The sequence below is a fragment of the Corynebacterium sphenisci DSM 44792 genome, from assembly GCF_001941505.1.
GTDB lineage: Bacteria > Actinomycetota > Actinomycetes > Mycobacteriales > Mycobacteriaceae > Corynebacterium > Corynebacterium sphenisci.
In genome coordinates, this window is sequence record NZ_CP009248.1 from 1,125,609 (window position 1) to 1,147,131 (window position 21,523).

Sequence of the window (21,523 nt, forward strand, 5' to 3'; positions counted from 1 at the left end):
CGCCGGGGCCGGCTCAGCCGGCGGGGGGTTTGAGCACGATCCGGCGCCGGCCCAGCAGATCCAGCGGGTTGAGGTAGCCGGCGCCCACCCGGGCGCCCCAGTGCAGCCCCGGCTCCGCCCCGGCGGCCAGGTGCCCGATCACCTGGCCCCGGGCCACCGGCTGGCCGGCGTGCACCACCGCCGCCACCGGCTGGTAGGTGGTGCGCAGGCGCGGCCCATGGCGCACCGAGACCACCGGGACGCCGCCGACGGGGCCGGCGAAATGCACCACCCCGGCCGCCGAGGCGCGCACCGGGGCGCCCACCGGCGCGGCCAGATCCACCCCGCGGTGCCCGGCGGCCCAGGGGCGCGGCGGGGGATCGAAGGGGCGCAGCACCGCCCCGGGCACCGGCCGCAGATGCCGCGCCGGATCCGCGGGCGCCGCCGCCGGGGCGCGCGCGGCGGGCGGGGCGGCCGCGGCGGCGGGGGCGGCGAGCAGGGCCGCGGCGAGCAGCGCGGCGGGCAGCCGGCGGGATCGGGCGGTGGTGCGCATGCGCCCAGCACACCGCGACCCCGGGCCGGGCGCGGCCGGCCGGCCGCCGCGCGGGCGCCGGCCGTGGACGGCCCGGCGATGGTGGACATCCCGCGCCGGGGCGCCGCCCCGGCGCCGGGCGGCGCGCGGGGCGGGGGCGGAAATGGTGTTTGACCGGCGGGGCCGCTAATATTGCGCGGGCGACGCACCGGGTCCGCCCCGGGCGTCGACATCGCGCACCCTCCATATCGCCGCCACATGGGCGAGGTGACCCGGCTTCACCGGGTTCGCCCAGGTCGGGGAGGGGGCCAGGGTGCGGGGAGAACCCGCACGAGAACCCAACCGAAACCGAGAGAAAGCGAGGAAGGGGGAACGGCCGCGGCCGCCGGGGCACCCGGCGCCGGACGCGTCAGCCACCCCCTGAACACGACATGGCAGTTGTCTCCATGCGAGAGCTCCTCGACGCCGGCGTCCACTTCGGGCACCAGACGCGTCGGTGGAACCCGAAGATGAAGCGCTTCATCTTCACCGACCGCAACGGCATCTACATCATCGACCTGCAGCAGACGCTGACCTACATCGACGAGGCCTTCGAGTTCGTCAAGGAGACCGTCGCCCACGGCGGCAACATCCTCTTCGTCGGCACCAAGAAGCAGGCCCAGGAGACCGTCCAGGCCGAGGCGGAGCGCGTGGGCATGCCCTACGTCAACCACCGCTGGCTCGGCGGCATGCTGACCAACTTCCAGACCGTCGCCAAGCGCCTGAACCGGCTCAAGGAGCTGCAGGCCATGGACGCGGCGGAGAACGGCTACGAGGGCCGCACCAAGAAGGAAATCCTGATGCTCACCCGCGAGCGCACCAAGCTGGAGCGCACCCTGGGCGGCATCCGGGACATGTCCAAGGTGCCCTCGGCGCTGTGGATCGTCGACACCAACAAGGAGCACATCGCCGTCTCCGAGGCGAAGAAGCTGGACATCCCGGTGGTGGCCATCCTGGACACCAACTGCGACCCGGACGACGTCAACTACCCGATCCCGGGCAACGACGACGCGATCCGCTCCGCGACCGTGCTGACCAAGATCATCTCCGCCGCCGTGGACGAGGGCCGCCGGGTGCGCGCCGAGCGCGACGCCGCCGCCGCCCGCGAGGCCGCCGGCGACGTCGCCCCGGAGCAGGCCGCCCCGGCCGCCGAGGCCCCCGCCGAGCAGGCCGCCGAGGCCCCGGCGCAGGCCGCGGCCCCCGCCGAGCAGGCCGCCCCGGCCACCGAGGCCCCGGCCGCCGAGTAGCCCACCCGGCACCCCACGTACCACCGACACAAGGAGGATCGCCTGATGGCGAATTTCACCGCCGCGGACGTCAAGAAGCTCCGTGAGACGACCGGCTCCGGCATGAAGGCGTGCAAGGACGCCCTCGTGGAGACCGACGGCGATTTCGACAAGGCCGTCGAAATCCTGCGCATCAAGGGCGCCAAGGACGTCGGCAAGCGCGCCGAGCGCACCGCCGCCGAGGGCCTGGTCGCCGTCTCCGGCGCCACCATGATCGAGGTCAACTCGGAGACCGACTTCGTCGCGAAGAACCAGGAGTTCATCGACTTCGCGAACACGGTCGCCGCCGCCGCCGCCGAGGCCAAGGCGAACACCCCCGAGGAGCTCGCCGCGGTCGACCTCGACGGGGTCACCGCCGCCGAGGCCACCCAGGAGCTCTCCGCCAAGATCGGCGAGAAGCTGCAGCTGCGCCGCGCGGTCACCCTGGAGGGCGAGAACATCGCCGTCTACCTGCACCACCGCGCCGCGGACCTGCCCGCCGGCGTCGGCGTGCTGGTCGCCTACACCGGCGAGGGCGAGGAGGCCGCGCAGGCCGCGCACGGTGCCGCGATGCAGATCGCCGCGCTGAAGGCCCAGTTCCTCTCCCGCGAGGACGTCCCCGCCGAGCGCGTCGAGTCCGAGCGCGCCGTGTTCGAGAAGATCTCCCGCGAGGAGGGCAAGCCCGAGGCCGCCCTGCCGAAGATCGTCGAGGGCCGGCTCAACGGCTTCTACAAGGACGTCGTGCTGCTGGAGCAGCCCTCCGTGGCCGACTCCAAGAAGACCGTCGGCAAGCTCATGGAGGAGGCCGGGGTCACCATCACCGGCTTCGCCCGCTACGAGGTCGGCCAGGCCTAGCCGCCCGCCCGGCGCCCGCAGGCGCCCCCGGACCCGCCCGCCCCGCACCCCGGGGCGGGCGGGTCCCGCCGTTCCCGGGGGTCGGTTCGGCCCGTCCCGGCGCGGTATGTTGGAGTCCGGCCCGGGCAGCCCCCGGGCGGCGAGCACCGCGACACCCCTAGGAGAGCCACCGTGGCCAGCGACGAGACCAAGCACCGGACCGGATTCAAGCGCGTCATGCTCAAGCTGGGGGGTGAGATGTTCGGCGGCGGCGGCGTCGGCGTGGACCCCAACGTGGTGGAGAACGTCGCCCGCCAGATCGCCGAGGTGGCCCGCTCCGGGGTGGAGGTGTGCGTGGTCATCGGCGGCGGCAACTTCTTCCGCGGCGCCCAGCTGCAGCAGCGCGGCATGGACCGGGCCCGCTCCGACTACATGGGCATGCTCGGCACCGTGATGAACTGCCTGGCGCTGCAGGACTTCCTGGAGCAGCAGGGCATCGACTCCCGGGTGCAGACCGCCATCCAGATGACCCAGGTCGCCGAGCCCTACCTGCCGCTGCGCGCCAAGCGGCACCTGGAGAAGGGCCGGGTGGTGATCTTCGGCGCCGGCATGGGCATGCCCTACTTCTCCACCGACACCACCGCCGCGCAGCGCGCCCTGGAGATCGGCTGCGAGGTGCTGCTGATGGCCAAGGCGGTCGACGGCATCTACGACAGCGACCCCCGGGACAACCCGGAGGCGGAGCTCTTCGACGAGATCAGCCACCGCGAGTGCATCGAGCGGGGCCTGCGGGTGGCCGATGCCACCGCTTTCAGCCTGTGCATGGACAACGAGATGCCGATCCTGGTGTTCAACCTGCTCACCGAGGGCAATATCGCCCGGGCGGTGGGCGGGGAGCCGATCGGCACCCTGGTGCGCTCCTAGGCCCCCGCGGCGCGCCCGGGCCGGGTGCGCCGCCGCCCCGGCCGGGGCCGCCGGGCCTGATAGATTCGAGGGCGGCAGCCGGCGGCGGATCCCGTCGGCGGCTGCGCCGACCCCGCCCGGGGCCCCGGGCGCCGAGAGACGAAGAGGCGATGATGATCGACGAAACCCTGCTGGACGCCGAGGAGAAGATGGGCAACTCGGTGGAATTCTGCCGCGAGGAGCTCACCACGATCCGCACCGGGCGGGCCAACCCGGCGATGTTCAACGGCGTCATCGCCGAGTACTACGGGGTGCCCACCCCGATCACCCAGATGGCGACCATCTCGGTGCCGGAGGCCCGGATGCTCATCATCAAGCCCTACGAGATGAACTTCATGGGCGAGATCGAGAACGCCATCCGCAACTCCGATCTGGGGGTCAACCCCACCAACGACGGCCAGGTGCTGCGGGTGACCGTGCCGCAGCTCACCGAGGAGCGCCGCCGGGACATGGCCAAGCTCGCCCGGGCCAAGGGCGAGGACGCCAAGATCGCGATCCGCAACGTGCGCCGCAAGGGCATGGACTCGCTGAAGCGGATCCAGCGCGACGGCGACGCCGGCGAGGACGAGGTGCAGGCCGCCGAGAAGGAGCTCGACAACGTCACCCGCGAGTACGTGGACAAGGTCGACGAGCTGGTCTCCCGCAAGGAGCAGGAGCTGATGGAGGTCTAGCCAGGCCGCCCCCACGCAACACCCACCCGAAAGGCCCGGCACGTGCCCATCCCCGACAGAGAACGGCTGCGCGAGGAACTGCGCATCCCGAAACCGCGCAACGCCACCGGCCGCAACCTGCCCGCGGCGATCGGCACCGGCGCGGTACTCGGCGTGGTGGTGCTCGCCGCGATCATCGCCGGGCCGGCGGCCTGGTACCCGCTGCTGGCGGTGGTCTCCGCCCTGGCCACCTGGGAGGTGCTGCGCCGGCTGCGCGAATCCGACTGGCTTGTGCCGGCCGCCCCGCTGCTCCTCGGCGGCCAGGCGACCCTCTGGGCGACCATCCCCTTCGGGGTCCGCGGGCTCACCGCCGCGATGAGCCTGACCTGCATGGTCACCGTGGTGCAGCGGCTCTTCCACGAGGGCATGCGCACCCCGCCGCGCAATTGGCTGCGCGATTCCGCGGCCGCGGTCTTCGTCATCCTGTGGATCCCGGTGCCGCTGGCCTTCGCCGCGATGCTGTCCACCCTGGAGGCGCCCGGCGGCGGGGACCCGGGGCTGCAGATCCTCGCCTTCATGCTCGGCGTGATCGCCTCCGACATCGGCGGCTTCGCCTTCGGGGTGTTCTTCGGCAGGCACCCGATGGCCCCGGCGGTGAGCCCGAAGAAGTCCTGGGAGGGCTTCGCCGGGTCCCTGGTGCTGGGCATCGCGGTGTCCGTGGGCTCGGCGATCCTGCTGCTGGACCGGCCCTGGTGGTTCGGCGTGGCCCTCGGCGTCGGCCTGGTCTTCGCCGCCACCCTCGGCGACCTGGTGGAGAGCCAGGTCAAGCGGGACCTGGGGATCAAGGACATGTCCCGGCTGCTGCCGGGCCACGGCGGCCTGATGGACCGCCTCGACGGGATGCTGCCGGCCGCCGCGATCACCTGGATCCTGCTGGTGCTGGCCAGCTGAGGGAGGAAAAACGCCACCGCGCGGGGGCGCGGCGGCGAGTCGGGGGTCGGCGGGATCAGCCCTTCTTGATCTGGCGGCGCAGCTGCAGCATCCGGATACCGCCCACGCAGGCCATGATCAGCGCGCCCAGGATCGCGGCGAGCAGCATGCCCACGCCCAGCGGGAAGTTCAGGTCCCAGGCGAACAGGTGCAGGGTGACCGATTCGCCGTTCTGCATGATGAACGCCAGCAGCACGATGAGCAGGATCGCGCCGATGATGAGCGCGGTCCAGGTGCCGCCGGCGGTGGTGGACTTGACCTTCTTCTTCTTCGCCGGCTGCGCCGGGGGCGCCTCCGGGGCGGCGGGGGCCGCCGGGGCGGCGGGCGCCTCGGCGCGGGTCTCCGGCAGGCCCGCGGCCGGGGCGGCGGGGTCGTGGACGGGATCGTTGGCGGGGGGAGTGGTCATGATCCCATTCAACAGGATGGGCGCGGTGCACCGGAACCCCGCGGGCGGGGGAATCCGCCCGCCGCCCCCGCCGGGCGGGTGCGCCGGCGCGGGGCGGGCGCCCGGTTGGGCCGGCGCCGGGCGGGCATGGGATGCTGGGGGCACCATGAGCAAGAGCCTCCCCCTCGTCTTCACCGCCCCCCGCCGCGGCATGCCCGCCACCCACCTCGCCGATCTCGACGCCGCCGGCCGGCAGGCCGCGGTCGCCGAGCTGGGCCTGCCCGCCTTCCGCGCCGACCAGATCGCCCGGCACTACTACGCCCGCCTGGAATCCGATCCGCTGACCATGACGGATCTGCCCGCCGCCGCCCGCGGCCGGGTCAAGGAGGCGCTGTTCCCGGAGCTGCTCACCGCGGTGCGCCACGTCACCACCGACGACGGCGCCACCCGGAAGACCCTGTGGCGCGCCGGCGACGGCACCCTGCTGGAGTCGGTGCTCATGCGCTACCCGGACCGGGCCACGCTGTGCATCTCCTCCCAGGCCGGCTGCGGCATGGCCTGCCCCTTCTGCGCCACCGGCCAGGGCGGGCTGCAGCGCAACCTCTCCACCGCGGAAATCGTCGACCAGGTCCGCGACGCCGCCGCGGCGATGCGCGACGGGGCGCTGCCCGGGGGCCCGGGGCGACTGTCCAACATCGTCTTCATGGGCATGGGCGAACCCCTGGCGAACTACAAGCGGGTGGTCGCCGCGGTGCGCCGGATCACCTCCCCGGCGCCCGACGGGTTCGGCATCTCCCAGCGCAACGTGGTGGTCTCCACCGTCGGCCTGGCCCCGGCGATCCGGCGGCTGGCCGATGAGGGGCTGTCGGTGACCCTGGCGGTGAGCCTGCACACCCCGGACGATGAGCTGCGCGACACCCTGGTGCCGATCAACAACCGCTTCCCCGTGGCGGAGGTGCTCGACGCCGCCGCCTACTACGCCGACCGCACCGGCCGGCGGGTGTCCATCGAGTACGCGCTGATCCGGGACAAGAACGACCAGGGCTGGCGGGCGGATCTGCTCGGCCGGAGGCTGCACCGGGCCCTGGGCCCGCGGGTGCACGTCAACGTGATCCCGCTCAACCCCACCCCGGGCTCGGAATGGGACGCCGCCCCGCGGGAGCGCCAGGACGAGTTCGTGCGCCGGGTCAACGCCCAGGGGGTGCCGTGCACGGTGCGCGACACCCGCGGCGACGAGATCTCCGCGGCCTGCGGGCAGCTCGCCGCCGAGGGCGCCTGAGGCCGGCGGCCCGCCGGGGCGGGGGAGGGGCCCGGAACGGCGGGACCCGCCCGGCACCGTGCGGTGCGGGGCGGGTCCGTGCCTGCGGGGCGGTCGCTCAGGCCTTGGGCTCGGCGGCGGTGATCGCCTCGGCCTCGTTGGCCGGGTGCGCGGCGATCCGGTTCCAGGCGCGGGCCTGGCGGTCGGTGAGCTCGGCGTAGACGCCGGTGCCGGCGGCCTGGTCGGCGCACCAGTTCGGCTCCACGTGGCCCTGCGGCTTGTTGCGGGCGGTGACCGTGTGCACCTGGTGGCCGCGCGGGGCGAAGGCGTGCAGCAGCAGGCCGATGATCAGCACCACGCCGATGGAGATCAGCCAGAGGTCCTCGACCCGGCCGTGGTGGTTGCCGATCAGCATGCCGAAGATGAAGAGCACCGACACCCAGCCGGCCTTCTGCATGGCCCCCTTGCCGAGGTCATGCCACCCCCACTTGGCCGACGGCTCGTCCAGCGTGCTGACGCCGTTGTAGAACTCTTCCTTCTGATGGGTCTGGGCCACGGTCTCCTCCTGTTCGCCACGTACCTGTTAACAGGTATCTTGGCACACTCTCAGCAGATGTTGAGTATCGAGGCTCAGGATACCCCACCCGCGGGTGGGGGTGCCCGCCGCCCGGCCCGGCGCGGCGCATCCGGGCGCGGGCCCCCGCTACACTGGCGCGGTGTCCTTCTTCCTCGGAGTAGCCCTCTTCGCCGTCGGCATCGCGGTGACCATCGCCCTGCACGAATGGGGCCATATGACCGCCGCGCGGGTGTTCGGGATGCGGGTGCGCCGGTACTTCATCGGCTTCGGCCCCACCGTGGCCTCGTTCCGCCGCCGGCACCGCGCCGCCGGCGGGCACGTCACCGAGTACGGGCTCAAGGCGGTGCCCCTGGGCGGCTTCTGCGATATCGCGGGCATGACCGCCGCGGACCCGGTGACCCCCGAGGAGGAGCCCTACGCCATGTACCGCCGGCCCTGGTGGGCCCGGGTGGCGGTGCTCTCCGGGGGCGTGGCGATGAACCTGGTGGTCGGGGTGCTGCTCATCTACGCGGTGGCGGTGACCTGGGGGCTGCCGGACCCGGACGTGGACCTCAGCCCCCGGATCGCGCAGACCCAGTGCGTGCCCCCGGCCGAGGCGGCCGACGGCACCCTCGCCGAATGCACCGGGGCGGGCCCCGCGGAGCTGGCCGGGCTGCGCGCCGGGGACGTGGTGGTCGCCGTCGGCGGGGCGGAGGTGGCCACCCCGCGGGAGGTCGCCGAGGCGGTGCGCGCCACCGAGGACGCCACGGTGGTGCTCACCGTGGAGCGGGTCGGCCAGCTCATGGACGTCACCGTCGCCCCGGAGCGGGTCACCCGGATGGTCGGCGGGGATGCGGTGGAGGTCGCCGCGGTGGGCATCGCCTTCCAGGCCCCGAAGCAGCGGATCCTGGAGTACGACCCGCTCACCGCGGTACCGGGGTCGCTGGCCTTCACCGGGCACATGTTCGCCGCGGTGTGGGAGGGCCTGCTCGCCATCCCGGGCAAGGTGCCCGGCGTGGTCGCCTCCGTCTTCGGCGCGGAACGCGACCCGGAGTCGCCGATGAGCGTGGTCGGCGCCTCCCGCTTCGGCGGGGAGCTCGCGGAGGCGGACCTGTGGTCCATGTTCGTGATGATGCTGGCGAACCTGAACTTCTTCCTCGCCATGTTCAACCTGATCCCGCTGCCCCCGCTGGACGGCGGCCATATCGCGGTGGTCGGCTACGAGCGGCTGCGGGATCTGCTGCGCCGGGTGCGCGGCCTGGCCCCCGGGGCGCCGGTGGACTACACCCGGCTGATGCCGGTGACCCTCGCCTTCACCGCGGTGCTGCTGGCCTTCGGGATCATCGTCATCGCCGCCGACGTGGTCAACCCGATCCGCTTCTTCTAGGCGGCGCCGCCGCGCCCTCCGGCGCACGCCGTTCGGCGCGCCTCGGCGGGCCGCGGCGGCCGCGGCGCTAGATTCGGCGATCATGGAGTTCCCCGGGTCCCCGCGCCGCCGACTGGGCGGGCTGCTGCTGGCGCTGGCGCTGCTCGCCGGCGCGGTGGCCTGCACCCCGCGCCCGGAGGACGGCCGGGAGGTGCTGGAGCGCTTCCTCACCGCCCTGGCCGCCGCGGACATCCCCGGCGCCGCGGAGCTCACCGACCGCCCGGAGGCCGCCGAGGAGGATCTCGGCCTGGCCTGGCGGGCCCTGGACGCGTCCTACCTGGAGCACGGGATCGCCCGGATCGACGGCGACGGGGCGCAGTCCACCGCGGAGGTGGACCTGGACTGGGCCCTCGGCGGCGACCGGCGCTGGCGCTATCGCACCACCATGGCCCTGGCCCGGGTGCGCGGGCAGTGGCTGCTGCGCTGGCAGCCCTCCGCGCTGCACCCCCGGCTGGGCGCCAACCAGCACCCGGCGCTGCGCACCCTGCCCGCGGACCGGGCCACCGTGGTCGGCTCCGACGGGGCGGAGCTGCTGCGCCCGGGCACCGTGCACCGGGTGATCCTGGACCGCGACGTCGCCGACTCCGCGCAGGGCGCGGTGAACCGGATCGCCACCGTGGTGAACAACGGCTTCGCCGCGGACCCGCAGGGCCCGCGGGTGGACGCCCGCGCGGTCGGCGCCGCCGCCGCCGGCGGGAGCGGGCCCTTCTCCGTGATCGTGCTGCCCGGCGACGCCCCGGGGCGGATCCGGGAGCAGCTGGCGGAGATCCCGGGGGTGCGGGTCAATGACGAGGCGGCGATGGTGCGCCCGGATCCCGGTTTCGCCCCGGAGCTGATGAGCCGGGTGGAGGACCTCGTCGCCGAGGGCCCGGCCGGGGTCGACGGCTGGGCGGTGGTGGCCGCCAGCCCGGACGGGGCCACGGTCAGCGAACTGCACCGGGTGGCCCCGCGGGCCGCGGAGGCGGTGCGGGCGAGCATCGACAAGTCGGTGCAGGACGCCGCGCAGGCGGCGGTGGACACCCGCGCCGACGCGGAGACCATGCTGGTGGCGATCCGGCCCTCCACCGGGGAGGTGCTCGCCGTGGCGCAGACCCGCAAGGCCGATGAGCGCGGGGACCTGGCGCTCACCGGGCAGTTCCCGCCCGGGTCCACCTTCAAGATCATCACCGCCGGGGCGGGCATCGCGCTGGCCGGGCTGGACCCCGGGGCCACGGTGCCCTGCCCGGGCACCATGGAGATCGGCAACCGGGTGGTCACCAACTACAACGGCTCCGGGGTGGGCGACACCAGCCTGGACGCCGCCTTCGCCAGGTCCTGCAACACCACCTTCGGCAATATCGCGCACTCCCTGGCGCCGGGGCAGCTCAAGGAGCAGGCCGCCGCCTTCGGCCTCGGCGTGGACTACCGGATCCCGGGGCTGACCACCTTCACCGGCTCGGTGTCCGAGGGAACCGACGAGGCCGAGCGCACCGACGCCGGCTACGGCCAGGGCCTGGACCTGGCCAGCCCCTTCGGCATGGCCCTGGTCGCCGCCACCGTCGCCCGCGGCGGCACGCCCGCGCCGACGCTGCTGCCGGCGGCCGGCACCTGGTCCTCCCGGGCCTCCCGGCCGCTGGACCCGGCGGTGCTCGCCGGGCTGCGCTCGATGATGCGCTCGGTGGTCACCTCCGGCACCGCCACCGCGATCGCCGGCCGCGGGGAGGTGCGCGGCAAGACCGGGGAGGCGGAGGCCCCGGGCGGCTCGCACGCCTGGTTCACCGGCTACCGCGGGGACCTGGCCTTCGCCACGCTCATCGTGCACGGCGGCGGCTCGGAGCATGCGGTGGCGGTCACGGACCGCTTCCTGGAGCTGCTCGACGAGGCCGCGGAACTCACCCCGGCACCCTGAACCGGGGGCGCGGGCCGGGGGTACCATGACCGCCATGAGCACGCGCAGCCCCCTGAAGCAGCAGCCCCCGACGCCGATCCGCACCGTGCCGCCGTCGATTCCGCGGCCGGAGTACGCCTGGCGGGACAGCGTCCGGGAGGGCGTCGGGGAGCCGCTGGTGCAGTCCGCGGAGGACATCGCCGCGATGCGGGAGACCTCCCGGATCGCCGCGGACGCGCTGCAGGCCGCGGGGGAGGCGTGCGTGCCCGGCAACACCACCGACGAGGTGGACCGGGTGGTGCACGAGTACCTGCTCGACCACGGTGCCTACCCCTCCACCCTGGGCTACCGGGGCTTCCCCAAGTCCTGCTGCGTCTCCCTCAACGAGATCGTCTGCCACGGCATCCCCGGCACCCAGGTGATCGAGGAGGGCGACATCGTCAACGTCGACGTCACCGCCTACAAGGACGGGGTGCACGGCGACACCAACGCCACCTACTACGCCGGGGAGGTCGCCGAGGAGCACCGGCTGCTGGTGGAGCGCACCTACAACGCGATGATGCGCGGGATCACGGCGATCCGGCCCGGCCGGGAGATCAACGTGATCGGCCGGGTGATCGAGGCCTACACCCGCCGCTTCGGCTACCAGGTGGTGCGCGACTTCACCGGGCACGGGGTGGGCACCACCTTCCACAACGGGCTGGTGGTGCTGCACTACGACGAACCCTCCCAGGACACCCTGCTGGAGCCGGGGATGACGCTCACCGTGGAGCCCATGGTGAACCTCGGCGGCCTGGACTACCGGATCTGGGAGGACGGCTGGACGGTGCAGAACACCGACGGGGCCTGGACCGCCCAGTTCGAGCACACCGTGCTGGTCACCGAGGACGGCCACGAGATCCTCACCCTGCCCAGCGAGGGCGCCGTGGACCCGGCGCGGCGCTAGGGGCGCCCCGGTGGCCGCCCCGGCCGCGCTCATCGCCGGCTGCACCTCCGACGCCGGCAAATCCGTGCTCGTCGCCGGGCTGTGCCGGCTGCTCGCCCGGCGGGGCGTGGACGTGGCGCCGTTCAAGGCGCAGAACATGTCCAACAACTGCGCGGTGACCCCCGACGGCGGGGAGATCGGCCGCGCCCAGGCGCTGCAGGCCGCCGCCTGCGGGCTGGCGCCCTCGGTGGACTTCAACCCGGTGCTGCTCAAACCCGAGGCGGAGGCGGTGAGCCAGGTGGTGGTGCGCGGCCGGGCCGCCGGCCGGGTCGGCGCCCGGGACTACCGGGGCCGGCGCCGGGAGCTGCGCGGGGTGGTCGCCGACGCCCTCGCCGGGCTGCGGGAGCGCCATGAGGTGGTGATCTGCGAGGGCGCGGGCAGCCCCGCGGAGGTGAACCTGCGCGACTCCGACATCGCCAACATGGGCCTGGCGGAGGCCGCGGGGCTGCCGGTGGTGGTGGTCGGCGACATCGACCGGGGCGGGGTGCTCGCCCATTTCGTGGGCACCCACGCGATCCTGGACCCGGCGGACCGGGAGCGGATCACCGGGTTCGCGGTGAACCGCTTCCGCGGCGACCCGGGCCTGCTCGCCCCCGGGCTGGCGGAGGTCACCCGGTGCACCGGGGTGCCGGTGCTGGGGGTGGTCCCGGAGCTGCCCGGGCTGTGGGTGGACGCGGAGGACTCGCTGGCCGCCCGGGTCGGCGCCCCGGTGGGCCCGGGGGCCGCCCCGCTGGGCGCCGAGGCCCTGGAGGTCGCCGCGATCCGGCTGCCCCGGGTGTCCAACGCCACCGACGTGGAGGCCCTCGCCGTGGAGCCGGGGGTGCGGGTGCGCTGGACCGTCGACCCGCTCGACGCGCTCGCCGCGGATCTGGTGGTGCTGCCCGGCACCAAGTCCACGATCGCCGACCTGGCCTGGCTGCGCCGCACCGGCCTGGCCGCGGCGATCGCGGCGCGGGCGGGCCGCGGCGTGCCGGTGCTGGGCATCTGCGGCGGGTTCCAGATGCTCTGCCGGGGCATCGAGGACCGGGTCGAGTCCGGGGCGGGGGCGGTGGCCGGGCTGGGCCTGCTCGACGTGGACATCGCCTTCGGGGAGGACAAGATCCTGCGCCGGCACCCGGGCGGCTCCTACGAGGTGCGCCAGGGCCGGGTCATCCGCAGCGCCGAGGCGACCTGGCCGCATGGCGAGGGCGCGGTGCGCGGCCCGGTGCGCGGCACCCACCGGCACGGGCTGCTCGAGGAGGACCCGGTGCGCCGCCGGCTGCTCGCCGAGGTCGCCGCGGAGGCCGGCAAGGACGGCTTCCGGGTCAGCCCGGGCACCTCCTTCCGCGCGGCGCGGGAGCGCCAGCTGGACCTGCTCGCCGACGCGGTGCGCGATCACCTGGCCGGGCCCGGGTTGGCCGCGGCCACCGGGATCGCGCAGCTCGACCCGGCCGGCTGAGCCGGCCGGCGGGCTCAGGCGGGCTCGTCGAACTCCAGGCCGAGCAGCGCGTTCTCGATCAGCTCCGGCAGCGCCGGGTGGATCCAGTACTGGTCCCGGGCCGCGGCCCGGCAGTCGATGCCGAAGGCCATCAGCTGCACCAGCTGCTGCACCAGGGTGGCGGCCTGCTCGCCGATCACGTGCGCGCCGAGCAGCTCCCCGGTGCGCCGGTCGGCGATCAGCTTGAGGAAGCCGTGCTCGTCCTCCAGGGCCCAGCCGTAGGCGACGTCGCCGTAGTCCTGCACCTTCACCGTGATCGAGGCGCCGGTGCGCGCCGCCCACTCCCGGGCCTCCGCCTCGGTCATCCCGACCTGGCCGATCTGCGGATCGGAGAAGATCGCCGAGGGCACCGGGCCGTGATCCAGGGTGCGCAGCGGCGCATCCGCCCCGGCCCCGGCGCGGGTGGCCAGCACATTGTGGAAGACCACCGCCGCCTCGTGGTTGGCCACGTGCTTGAGCTGGTGCGGGGAGGACGCGTCGCCGAGCGCCCACACCCCCTCGGCGGTGGTGCGGCCATGCGCGTCGACGATGATCCGGCCGTCGTCGTGGACCCCGACCCCGGCGGCGGGCAGGTTCATCAGGTCCCCGTTGGGGCGGCGCCCGGTGGCCACCAGCAGCTCATCGGCGACCAGGGTGGTGCCGTCGGAGAGCTCCGCCCGGATCCGGTCGCCGTCCTCGGCGAGGGCGGTGATCTCGGTTTCCGCGTGGTGGGTCCAGCGCCCCCCGGCGAGCTCGGTGAAGCGGCGGGCGATGGACTCGTCGCAGTGCCGCACCATGAGCGCCGAGCGGTTGATCACGTGCACCCGGGTGCCCAGGGCGGAGAAGACGTGCGCGAACTCCGCGGCGATGTAGCCGGCGCCGAGGATGATCATCTCCTCCGGCAGCCGCGGCATCCGCATCACGTCGGCGTTGGTGCGGTACCGCACCCCGGAATCGGCCACCACCGGGGGGATGTTGGTGCGCGACCCGGCGGCGATGATCACCTGATCCCCGCTGACCGTGACCTCCTCGCCGCCGCGGGCGGTGCGCAGCGTGCGCGGCCCGGTGAACTCGGCGTGGCCGTCGTAGACGTCGATGTTCGGGGTCTCCGGGCCCCGGCGGTAGGCCTCCCCGCCGGCGGCGATCGGGTCGATCCGGTGGGCGAAGACCCGCTCCCGGATCGCCTCCCAGTCCACCCCGGTGACCTCGGCGTCGACCCCGAGCCGGGCGGCGCGCTGGGCGCCGCGGGCGGCGTCGGCGGCGAGCACGTACATCTTCGTCGGGATGCAGCCGACGTTGAGGCAGGTGCCGCCGAAGCGGCCCTCCTCGATGAGCGCGATCCGCAGCCCGTCGTAGGCGGGGGAGGGGATCGCGTTGCCGGAGCCGGTGCCGATGATGACGACGTCGTAGTGCTCGGTGGGGGTCATTGCTCTCCTTGACTGGGGGGGGGCTGCGCGCGCGGGTCATCCCGCGCCTTCCCCCTGCAACGCGCGCGGCGGCGCCGCTGTTCCCGTCCCGGCGGGCCGCTCAGCCGGCGGTGACCCGGTCCAGGAAGGACAGGGTCAGCCGCAGCGCCTGCTCCCGGGCGTGCTCCCGGGAGAGGTACACGTCATGGCGGGCGCCGGGGATGGCCACCAGCTCCACGTCCGAGCCCAGCTTCGGGGCGTACCGGACGATGTGGTCGACCACCAGCACCGCGTCCGAGGTGTCCGTGGCCGGGGCGTAGGGGGCGTTGAGCCGGGAGGCGTCGGAGTGCAGCACCAGGCAGGGCACCCCCGCCTCCACCCCGCGCTGCAGGCGGCGCTGCGCCCGGCGCACCGCGTCCAGCCAGGAGAAGCGCTTCTCGAACCCGGCCAGCGGCTTATGGGCCAGGTCGAAGTCCCAGTCGCCGTGCCGGGAGGCGTGGATGGAGTCGCCGTAGGCGGGCAGCCCCTTGTCCGGGGTCCACATGTTCGGCCGCAGCCGGGCCATGGTCGCGGTCACCGCCTTGGTCAGCGGCAGCCGGGGCCCGGTGAAGGGCAGCTCCAGCCAGGGGCTGTTGAACACCGCCCCCGGGATCCGGGCGTGCCGGTCCGGCGCCAGCCGGCGGATCCGGTCCAGCCACAGGCCCAGGATGAGCCCGCCGGTGGAATGGCCCAGCGGGACCACCCGGGGGTGGCCGGCGGCGAGCACCAGATCCACCGCCGCATCCAGGTCCGCGTCGTAGCGGGAGATCTCCGTGACATGGTGCCGGGTCTGCCCCGGCCGGTGCGAGCGCCCGCATTTGCGCAGGTCCACCGCGTAGCAGGCGTAGCCGGCGGCATGCAGCCGGGCCGCGACGTGGTCCTGGAAGAAGTAGTCGCTCATCCCGTGGATGAGCAGCACCGCATCGCGGTCGGCGAACCCGGGGGCGTCGGCGCCGTCGGGGGCGTGGCGCACCACGGTGGCCACCACGTCGGTCTCCCCGTCCGGGTCCGGGCCGAGGTCGATGGTGCATGCGGTGAAGCCCGCGCCGAGGATGTCCGGGGCCCAGTCCCGGTCGGGCGCGGCGTCGGGGCGGGGCCGCTGGTTGTCGTCGCTCACGAGGCACAGGGTAGCGGGATCGTGACTGGGCGTCTGTGGTTGTGTGACACAATGGAGGCGGTAAACGAGAAACAGCCCGGGCCGGCGCATCCCCGCCGTGTCCCGCGTCCCAATCGTGAAGGGTGTTGCCTGCCGTGTCCCAGAAGAACCTGCCAGCCAAGGTCGGAGATGAGGTCGATGTCGCGCTGATCGGCGCCGGCATCATGAGCGCCACGCTCGGCGTCCTCCTCAAGGAGCTGGAGCCCGCCTGGTCCCAGATCGTGCTGGAGCGCCTCGACGCCCCCGCCGCCGAGTCCTCCTCCCCGTGGAACAACGCCGGCACCGGCCACTCGGCGCTGTGCGAACTCAACTACACCCCGGAGAAGCGCGGCCAGGTCGACGTGACCAAGGCGCTGACCATCAACGAGCAGTTCCAGGTCTCCCGGCAGCTGTGGAGCTACCTGGTCTCCGACGGGGTGCTCACCGACCCGCGCGAGTTCATCAACCCGGTGGACCACACCACCTTCGCCCAGGGCGAGGACCAGATCCACTACATGCGGCGGCGCTACGAGGCGCTCAAGGAGCATCCGCTGTTCTTCGGCCAGGAGCTGATCGAGGACAACGACCGCTGGGCGGAGTACCTGCCGCTGATGGCCGAGGGCCGCGACTTCTCCACCCCGGTGTCCTCCATCCGCAACACCAACGGCACCGACGTCAACTTCGGGGCGCTGACCCGCCAGTACCTCGCCTCGCTGTCCGACCGGGGCACCGAGGTGCGCTACGGCCACGTGGTCACCGACCTCACCCGGGACGGCCGGAAGTGGGTGGTGACGGTGAAGAACCGGCATACCGGGGACACCCGCACCATCCGGGCCAACTTCGTCTTCGTCGGCGCCGGCGGCAATGCGCTGCCGCTGCTGCAGAAGGCCAAGATCCCCGAGATCCGCGGCTACGGCGGCTTCCCGGTCTCCGGGCAGTGGCTGCGCTGCACCAACGAGGAGCTGATCGGCAAGCACAACGCCAAGGTCTACGGCAAGGCCAGCGTCGGCGCGCCCCCGATGAGCGTGCCGCACCTGGACACCCGGGTCATCGACGGCAAGCGCGGCCTGATGTTCGGCCCCTACGCCGGCTGGACCCCGAAGTTCCTCAAGACCGGCTCCAACCTGGATCTGGTGAAGGCGCTGCGCCCGCACAACCTGCCCTCCATGCTCGGCGTGGGCTTCCAGGAGCTGGGCCTGACCAAGTACCTCATCGAGGAGGTGCTGAAGAACTTCTCCGCCCGGATGGACTCGCTGCGCGAGTACGTGCCCGCCGCCCGCGACGAGGACTGGGAGATCATCAACGCCGGCCAGCGGGTGCAGGTGATCGCCCCGGCGAAGGCGCCGAAGTTCGGCTCCCTGGAGTTCGGCACCGCCGTGATCAACTCCGCGGACGGCTCCATCGCCGGGCTGATGGGCGCCTCCCCGGGCGCCTCCATCGCCCCCGCGGTGATGATCAAGCTGATCGAGCGCTGCTTCGGCCCGAAGATGGGCGACTGGGCGCCGAAGATCAAGAACATGGTGCCCTCCTACGGGGTGCACCTCTCCGAGGACACCGCCCTGTTCAAGAGGGTCTGGGCCGATTCCGAGAAGACCCTCAAGCTGGATCGCTGACCGCCCCCGCGGCCGGCCCCGCGCCCGCGCCCCGCGCGCACCCCGACGGGTGCCGCGGGGCGCGGGCGCGTCGGGTAGAAACGGGTCCATGAGCGACACCGCGACCGTCTACCCCTTCTCCGCCGTCGTCGGCCAGGACCGGCTGCGCCTGGCCCTGGTGCTCGGCGCCATCGCCCCGGAAATCGGCGGGGTGGTGATCCGCGGGGAGAAGGGCACCGCGAAGACCACCGCGGTGCGCGCCCTGGCCCCGCTGCTGCGCGGGGCGCTGGTGAACCTGCCGCTGGGCGCCACCGAGGACCGGGTGGTCGGCTCCATCGACGTGGAGACGGTGCTCACCACCGGCCGGGCCACGGTGCGCCCCGGCCTGCTCGCCGAGGCCGATGGCGGCATCCTCTACGTCGACGAGGTCAACCTGCTGCCGGACCACCTGGTCGACGTGCTGCTCGACGCCGCCGCCACCGGGCGGGTGACCATCGAGCGCGACGGGGTCTCCGAGACCCAGCACACCTCCTTCGTGCTGGTGGGCACCATGAACCCGGAGGAGGGGGAGCTGCGCCCGCAGCTGCTGGACCGCTTCGGCCTGGCCGTGGACGTCGCCGCCAGCCGGGAGCCGGCGGACCGGGTGGAGATCATCCGCCGCCGGATGGCCTTCGAGGAGTCCCCGGCGGCCTTCCGGTCCCGCTGGGCCGGGGCGGACGCCGACCTCGGCGCCCGGCTCACCCGGGCCCGGGCGGTGCTGCCGGAGGTGGTGCTCGACGATGCGGCGCTGGGCCGGATCGCGGTGCTGTGCGCCTCCTTCGACGTCGACGGGATGCGCGCGGACCTGGTGATCGCCCGGGCCGCCCGGGCGCACGCCGCCTGGCGCGCCGCCGTCGCGGACGGCCCCGCCGCCGGCGCGGTCCGGGTCGCCGACGAGGACATCCGGGTCGCCGCGGAGCTGGCGCTGCCGCACCGCCGCCGCCGGGACCCCTTCGACGAGCCGGGCCTGGACCCGGAGCAGCTCGACGAGGCGATGGACCGGGCGCGGCGGGACTTCCCCGAGGAGCCCGGGGAGCCCGAGCCCGCCGGGGCGGGGGAGGACCCCGCCGGGGAGCCGGAGGGGGCGCAGCCGCCGCCGGCGGCCGGGGACGCCGACGCCGCCCCCGAGGCGGATCCCGAGGCCGGCGCGGAGGCGCCGGGGGAGGGGGGTCGCGCCGCCCAGGGCGCCCCCTTTCGCCGTCCGTGACATCCGGCTGCCCGGGGCCGGGGAGGGCCTGTCCGGGCGCCGCTCCGCCGCGCACGGGCCCCGCGGGGCCACGGTGCGCGCCATCGCCGGGGGGCACGGGGTGCACGTGCCCGGCACCGTCGCCGCCGCCGCCGGCCGCGGCGCCGTGGTCGAGGACGGCCGGCTGGCCCTCGAGACCCGGGACCTGCGCGGCGCGCTGCGCCGCGGCACCGAGTCGAACCTGGTGGTCTTCCTCGTCGACGCCTCCGGGTCGATGGCCGCCCGGGACCGGCTCTCCGCGGTCACCGGGGCGGTGACCTCCCTGCTGCGCGACGCCTACCAGAAGCGGGACACCGTGGCGGTGATCACCTTCCGCGGCCCGGGGGCGGAGGTGGCGCTGCCGGCGACCCGCTCCATCGACGCCGCGGTGCGCCGGCTCGCCCGGCTGCGCACCGGCGGGCGCACCCCCCTGGCCGAGGGCCTGGTGGAGGCGCTGCACCTGATCGAGCGGGAGCGCCGCCGCGAACCCGGCCGGCGGGCGCTGCTGGTGGTGCTCTCCGATGGCCGGGCCACCGGCCCCGGCGGCCGGGAGCGGGCCCGGGCCGCGGCGGCGGCGCTGCGCGAGCGCGGCGCCGCCGGGGCGGTGGTGGTGGACTGCGAATCCGGCCGGGTGCGGCTGGGCCTGGCCGCGGAGCTCGCCGACTCCCTCGGCGCGCCCTGCGTGCGGCTGGCCGCCCTCGACGCCGACGCGGTCGCCGGGGTGGTGCGCGCCGGGATCTGAGCGCCGCGCGCGACCCGGGCGGCCGCCGCCCCGCGGCGCGCGGCAGCCGGATATCGTGGGCGGGGAGCCGAGCCGAGGAGGAGCGCATGCCGAAGGGCCGGGTGGATCCCGCGAACATCCCCGATGACGGGCTGACCACGAGGCAACGCCGGCTGCTGCCGGTCACCGCGGTGCACACCGGCCCCGGCAAGGGCAAGTCCACCGCCGCCTTCGGGATGGCGCTGCGCGCCTGGAACCAGGGCATGGGCATCGGGGTGTTCCAGTTCGTGAAATCCGCGAAATGGCGGGTCGGCGAGGAGGCGGTGTTCCGCCGCCTCGGGGAGCTGCACGAGGCCACCGGGGAGGGCGGGGCCGTGGAATGGCACAAGATGGGCGAGGGCTGGTCCTGGGCCCGCAAACGCGGCGCCGAGGCCGACCACGCCCGCGCCGCCGCCGAGGGCTGGGCGGAGATCCGCCGCCGGCTGGCGGCGCAGGCGCATGACCTCTACGTCCTCGACGAGTTCACCTACCCGCTGAACTGGGGCTGGATCGACCTCGACGAGGTGGTGGCGACCCTGGCGGACCGGCCCGGCCGGCAGCATGTGGTGATGACCGGGCGCGACGCCCCGGAGGCGCTCCTCGGCGTCGCCGACCTGGTCACCGAGATGACGAAGGTGAAGCACCCGATGGACGCCGGCCGCAAGGGCCAGCGGGGCATCGAGTGGTGAGCGCCGCCCCGGCGGTGGTCATCGCCGCGGCCTCCTCCGGCGCCGGCAAGACCACCCTGGCCACCGGGCTGATGGCGGCCCTGGCCCGCCGCGGCCCGGTCGCCCCCTTCAAGGTCGGCCCCGACTACATCGACCCCGGCTACCACCGGCTGGCCACCGGGCGGGCCGGGCGCAACCTGGACCCGGTGCTCTGCGGGGCCGGGCGGGTCGGCCCGCTCTACGCCCATGGCGCCGCCGGGGCGCGGATCGCCGTGGTGGAGGGGGTGATGGGCCTCTTCGACGGCCGGATCGGCGGGGATCCGCTGCGCGCGGAGGGCTCCACCGCCGAGGTCGCCGCCCTGCTCGGCGCGCCGGTGGTGCTGGTCGTCGACGCCCGGGCGATGAGCCAGTCCACCGCGGCGCTGGTGCACGGCTTCGCCACCTTCGACCCCCGGGTGGCGGTGGCCGGGGTGATCCTCAACCGGGTGGGCTCGCCGCGGCATGCCGCGGTGGCCACCGCCGCGATCGAGGCCGCCGGCACCCCGGTGCTCGGGGCGGTGCCCCGGGTGGACGGGGCCGCCGTGCCCTCCCGGCACCTGGGCCTGGTCACCGCCGACGAGGGCGGGGCCGCCGCCGCGGCGGCGGTGGCCGCGATGGCCGACCTGGTGGAGGCGCACGTGGACCTGGACCGGCTGACCGCCCTCGCCGGCCTCGGCGCCGGCGTCGCCGAGGAGCCCTGGGATCCGGCGGCCGAACTCGGGGCCGCCGCGGCGGCGCCGGGCACCGGCCCCCGCGTGGCCCTGGCCGCCGGGCCGGCGTTCAGCTTCGCCTACGCCGAGCACGCGGAGCTGCTCGCCGCCGCCGGGGCGGAGGTCGCCGTGTTCGACCCGCTGGTCGACGAGCTGCCCGAGGCGGCGGCGGTGATCCTGCCCGGCGGCTTCCCCGAGGAGCATGCCGAGGCGCTGTCCGCCCGGGCCGATCTCGCCGCGGCGCTGCGCGCGGCGGTGCACCGGGGGGCGGTGGTGCACGCCGAATGCGCCGGTCTGCTCCTGCTGCTCGAGGAGCTCGCCGGCCTGCCGATGTGCGGGGTGCTGCCCGGGTCGGCGGCGATGTCGCCGCGGCTCACCCTGGGCTACCGGGAGGCGGTGGCGCTGTCGGATTCCGCGCTCGGCCCGGCCGGGGCGCGGGTGCGCGGCCACGAGTTCCACCGCACCGCCCTGGACGCGGCGGGGCTGCGCGCCGCCCGCGCCGCCGGCTGGACCCCGGCCTGGGGCTGGCGCGATGAGCGCGGTCCGGTCACCGAGGGCCTGGTGCACCCCTCCGGCCGGGTGCACGCCTCCTACCTGCACCTGCACCCGGCGGGCAACCCCGCCGGGATCGCCGGCCTGGTCGCCGCCGCGCGCTGAGCGCCCGGCGGCGCCCGGTGCCGGGGTGGCCGCCGGCCGGGGCGGGCCGGATCGCTAAAATCCGGTGC

General features: G+C 74.7%; 20 protein-coding genes. 15 read left to right on the forward strand and 5 right to left on the reverse strand.

Going from position 1 to position 21,523, the window contains the following annotated elements; all coding sequences use genetic code 11:
• Nucleotides 1-13: 13 nt before the first annotated feature.
• Nucleotides 14-532, reverse strand: coding sequence for a murein hydrolase activator EnvC family protein (locus CSPHI_RS05180; protein ID WP_075691811.1), 519 nt, complete (start codon nucleotides 530-532; stop codon nucleotides 14-16).
• Between the two features lie 410 nt (nucleotides 533-942).
• Between CSPHI_RS05180 and rpsB the strand changes: the two genes are divergently transcribed.
• The 5 genes from rpsB to CSPHI_RS05205 all read left to right on the forward strand — a co-directional run bounded on the left by rpsB (nucleotide 943) and on the right by CSPHI_RS05205 (nucleotide 5,213).
• On the forward strand, nucleotides 943-1,797 hold the full coding sequence (gene rpsB, locus CSPHI_RS05185) for a 30S ribosomal protein S2 (protein WP_075691812.1): 855 nt from the start codon (nucleotides 943-945) through the stop codon (nucleotides 1,795-1,797).
• 45 nt (nucleotides 1,798-1,842) lie between these two features.
• Nucleotides 1,843-2,670 (forward strand): translation elongation factor Ts, encoded by an 828-nt coding sequence (gene tsf / locus CSPHI_RS05190; RefSeq protein ID WP_075691813.1) that lies wholly within the window; start codon nucleotides 1,843-1,845, stop codon nucleotides 2,668-2,670.
• A 216-nt stretch (nucleotides 2,671-2,886) separates the two neighbouring features.
• Nucleotides 2,887-3,573 (forward strand): UMP kinase, encoded by a 687-nt coding sequence (gene pyrH / locus CSPHI_RS05195; RefSeq protein WP_245803386.1) that lies wholly within the window; start codon nucleotides 2,887-2,889, stop codon nucleotides 3,571-3,573.
• A gap of 152 nt (nucleotides 3,574-3,725) precedes the next feature.
• Nucleotides 3,726-4,283 (forward strand): ribosome recycling factor, encoded by a 558-nt coding sequence (frr, locus tag CSPHI_RS05200; protein ID WP_075693757.1) that lies wholly within the window; start codon nucleotides 3,726-3,728, stop codon nucleotides 4,281-4,283.
• Nucleotides 4,284-4,325: 42 nt separating this feature from the next.
• Nucleotides 4,326-5,213 carry a phosphatidate cytidylyltransferase gene (locus CSPHI_RS05205; protein ID WP_245803352.1) on the forward strand — a complete coding sequence of 296 codons (888 nt, stop codon included), beginning with the start codon at nucleotides 4,326-4,328 and terminating at the stop codon, nucleotides 5,211-5,213.
• A 55-nt stretch (nucleotides 5,214-5,268) separates the two neighbouring features.
• Here the strand turns inward: CSPHI_RS05205 and CSPHI_RS05210 are convergent, their stop codons facing one another.
• Nucleotides 5,269-5,658, reverse strand: a complete 390-nt coding sequence (locus tag CSPHI_RS05210) for a LapA family protein (RefSeq protein WP_075691815.1) — start codon at nucleotides 5,656-5,658, stop codon at nucleotides 5,269-5,271.
• A gap of 145 nt (nucleotides 5,659-5,803) precedes the next feature.
• Here CSPHI_RS05210 and rlmN point away from each other — a divergent pair, with 145 nt between their 5' ends.
• Nucleotides 5,804-6,916 (forward strand): dual-specificity RNA methyltransferase RlmN, encoded by a 1,113-nt coding sequence (gene rlmN / locus CSPHI_RS05215; protein WP_075691816.1) that lies wholly within the window; start codon nucleotides 5,804-5,806, stop codon nucleotides 6,914-6,916.
• 97 nt (nucleotides 6,917-7,013) lie between these two features.
• On the opposite strand, the gene CSPHI_RS05220 is transcribed toward rlmN, so the two are convergent.
• Nucleotides 7,014-7,451, reverse strand: a complete 438-nt coding sequence (locus tag CSPHI_RS05220) for a DUF2631 domain-containing protein (protein ID WP_075691817.1) — start codon at nucleotides 7,449-7,451, stop codon at nucleotides 7,014-7,016.
• Between the two features lie 160 nt (nucleotides 7,452-7,611).
• Here CSPHI_RS05220 and CSPHI_RS05225 point away from each other — a divergent pair, with 160 nt between their 5' ends.
• From CSPHI_RS05225 to CSPHI_RS05240, 4 genes are all read left to right on the forward strand, one after another.
• A complete protein-coding gene (locus tag CSPHI_RS05225; RefSeq protein WP_075693761.1) occupies nucleotides 7,612-8,838 on the forward strand; it encodes a M50 family metallopeptidase in 1,227 nt (408 codons plus the stop codon).
• Between the two features lie 82 nt (nucleotides 8,839-8,920).
• Entirely contained in the window at nucleotides 8,921-10,765 is a 1,845-nt protein-coding gene (locus CSPHI_RS05230) for a penicillin-binding transpeptidase domain-containing protein (RefSeq protein ID WP_075691818.1), read from the forward strand.
• A 34-nt stretch (nucleotides 10,766-10,799) separates the two neighbouring features.
• Nucleotides 10,800-11,690, forward strand: a complete 891-nt coding sequence (gene map, locus CSPHI_RS05235; protein ID WP_075691819.1) for a type I methionyl aminopeptidase — start codon at nucleotides 10,800-10,802, stop codon at nucleotides 11,688-11,690.
• Nucleotides 11,691-11,700: 10 nt separating this feature from the next.
• The gene (locus CSPHI_RS05240; RefSeq protein ID WP_075691820.1) at nucleotides 11,701-13,167 is read left to right on the forward strand and encodes a cobyric acid synthase; all 1,467 of its coding nucleotides are present in this window, start codon (nucleotides 11,701-11,703) and stop codon (nucleotides 13,165-13,167) included.
• A gap of 14 nt (nucleotides 13,168-13,181) precedes the next feature.
• On the opposite strand, the gene mtr is transcribed toward CSPHI_RS05240, so the two are convergent.
• Both mtr and CSPHI_RS05250 read right to left on the reverse strand, forming a co-directional pair.
• Entirely contained in the window at nucleotides 13,182-14,612 is a 1,431-nt protein-coding gene (gene mtr / locus CSPHI_RS05245; protein ID WP_075691821.1) for a mycothione reductase, read from the reverse strand.
• A 100-nt stretch (nucleotides 14,613-14,712) separates the two neighbouring features.
• Nucleotides 14,713-15,747: an alpha/beta hydrolase gene (locus CSPHI_RS05250; protein WP_075691822.1), complete on the reverse strand. Its 1,035-nt coding sequence runs from the start codon at nucleotides 15,745-15,747 to the stop codon at nucleotides 14,713-14,715.
• A 134-nt stretch (nucleotides 15,748-15,881) separates the two neighbouring features.
• Between CSPHI_RS05250 and mqo the strand changes: the two genes are divergently transcribed.
• The 5 genes from mqo to CSPHI_RS05275 all read left to right on the forward strand — a co-directional run bounded on the left by mqo (nucleotide 15,882) and on the right by CSPHI_RS05275 (nucleotide 21,455).
• Nucleotides 15,882-17,378: a malate dehydrogenase (quinone) gene (gene mqo, locus CSPHI_RS05255; protein ID WP_075691823.1), complete on the forward strand. Its 1,497-nt coding sequence runs from the start codon at nucleotides 15,882-15,884 to the stop codon at nucleotides 17,376-17,378.
• An 88-nt stretch (nucleotides 17,379-17,466) separates the two neighbouring features.
• Nucleotides 17,467-18,603, forward strand: a complete 1,137-nt coding sequence (locus CSPHI_RS05260; protein WP_075691824.1) for a magnesium chelatase ATPase subunit I — start codon at nucleotides 17,467-17,469, stop codon at nucleotides 18,601-18,603.
• A 73-nt stretch (nucleotides 18,604-18,676) separates the two neighbouring features.
• The gene (locus tag CSPHI_RS05265) at nucleotides 18,677-19,363 is read left to right on the forward strand and encodes a VWA domain-containing protein (protein WP_245803353.1); all 687 of its coding nucleotides are present in this window, start codon (nucleotides 18,677-18,679) and stop codon (nucleotides 19,361-19,363) included.
• A gap of 86 nt (nucleotides 19,364-19,449) precedes the next feature.
• Nucleotides 19,450-20,070 (forward strand): cob(I)yrinic acid a,c-diamide adenosyltransferase, encoded by a 621-nt coding sequence (cobO, locus tag CSPHI_RS05270; RefSeq protein ID WP_075691826.1) that lies wholly within the window; start codon nucleotides 19,450-19,452, stop codon nucleotides 20,068-20,070.
• Complete coding sequence (locus CSPHI_RS05275) at nucleotides 20,064-21,455, forward strand: cobyrinic acid a,c-diamide synthase CobB (protein WP_075691827.1); 1,392 nt, start codon at nucleotides 20,064-20,066, stop codon at nucleotides 21,453-21,455. Before cobO ends, CSPHI_RS05275 begins: the two co-directional genes overlap by 7 nt.
• Nucleotides 21,456-21,523 lie beyond the last annotated feature (68 nt).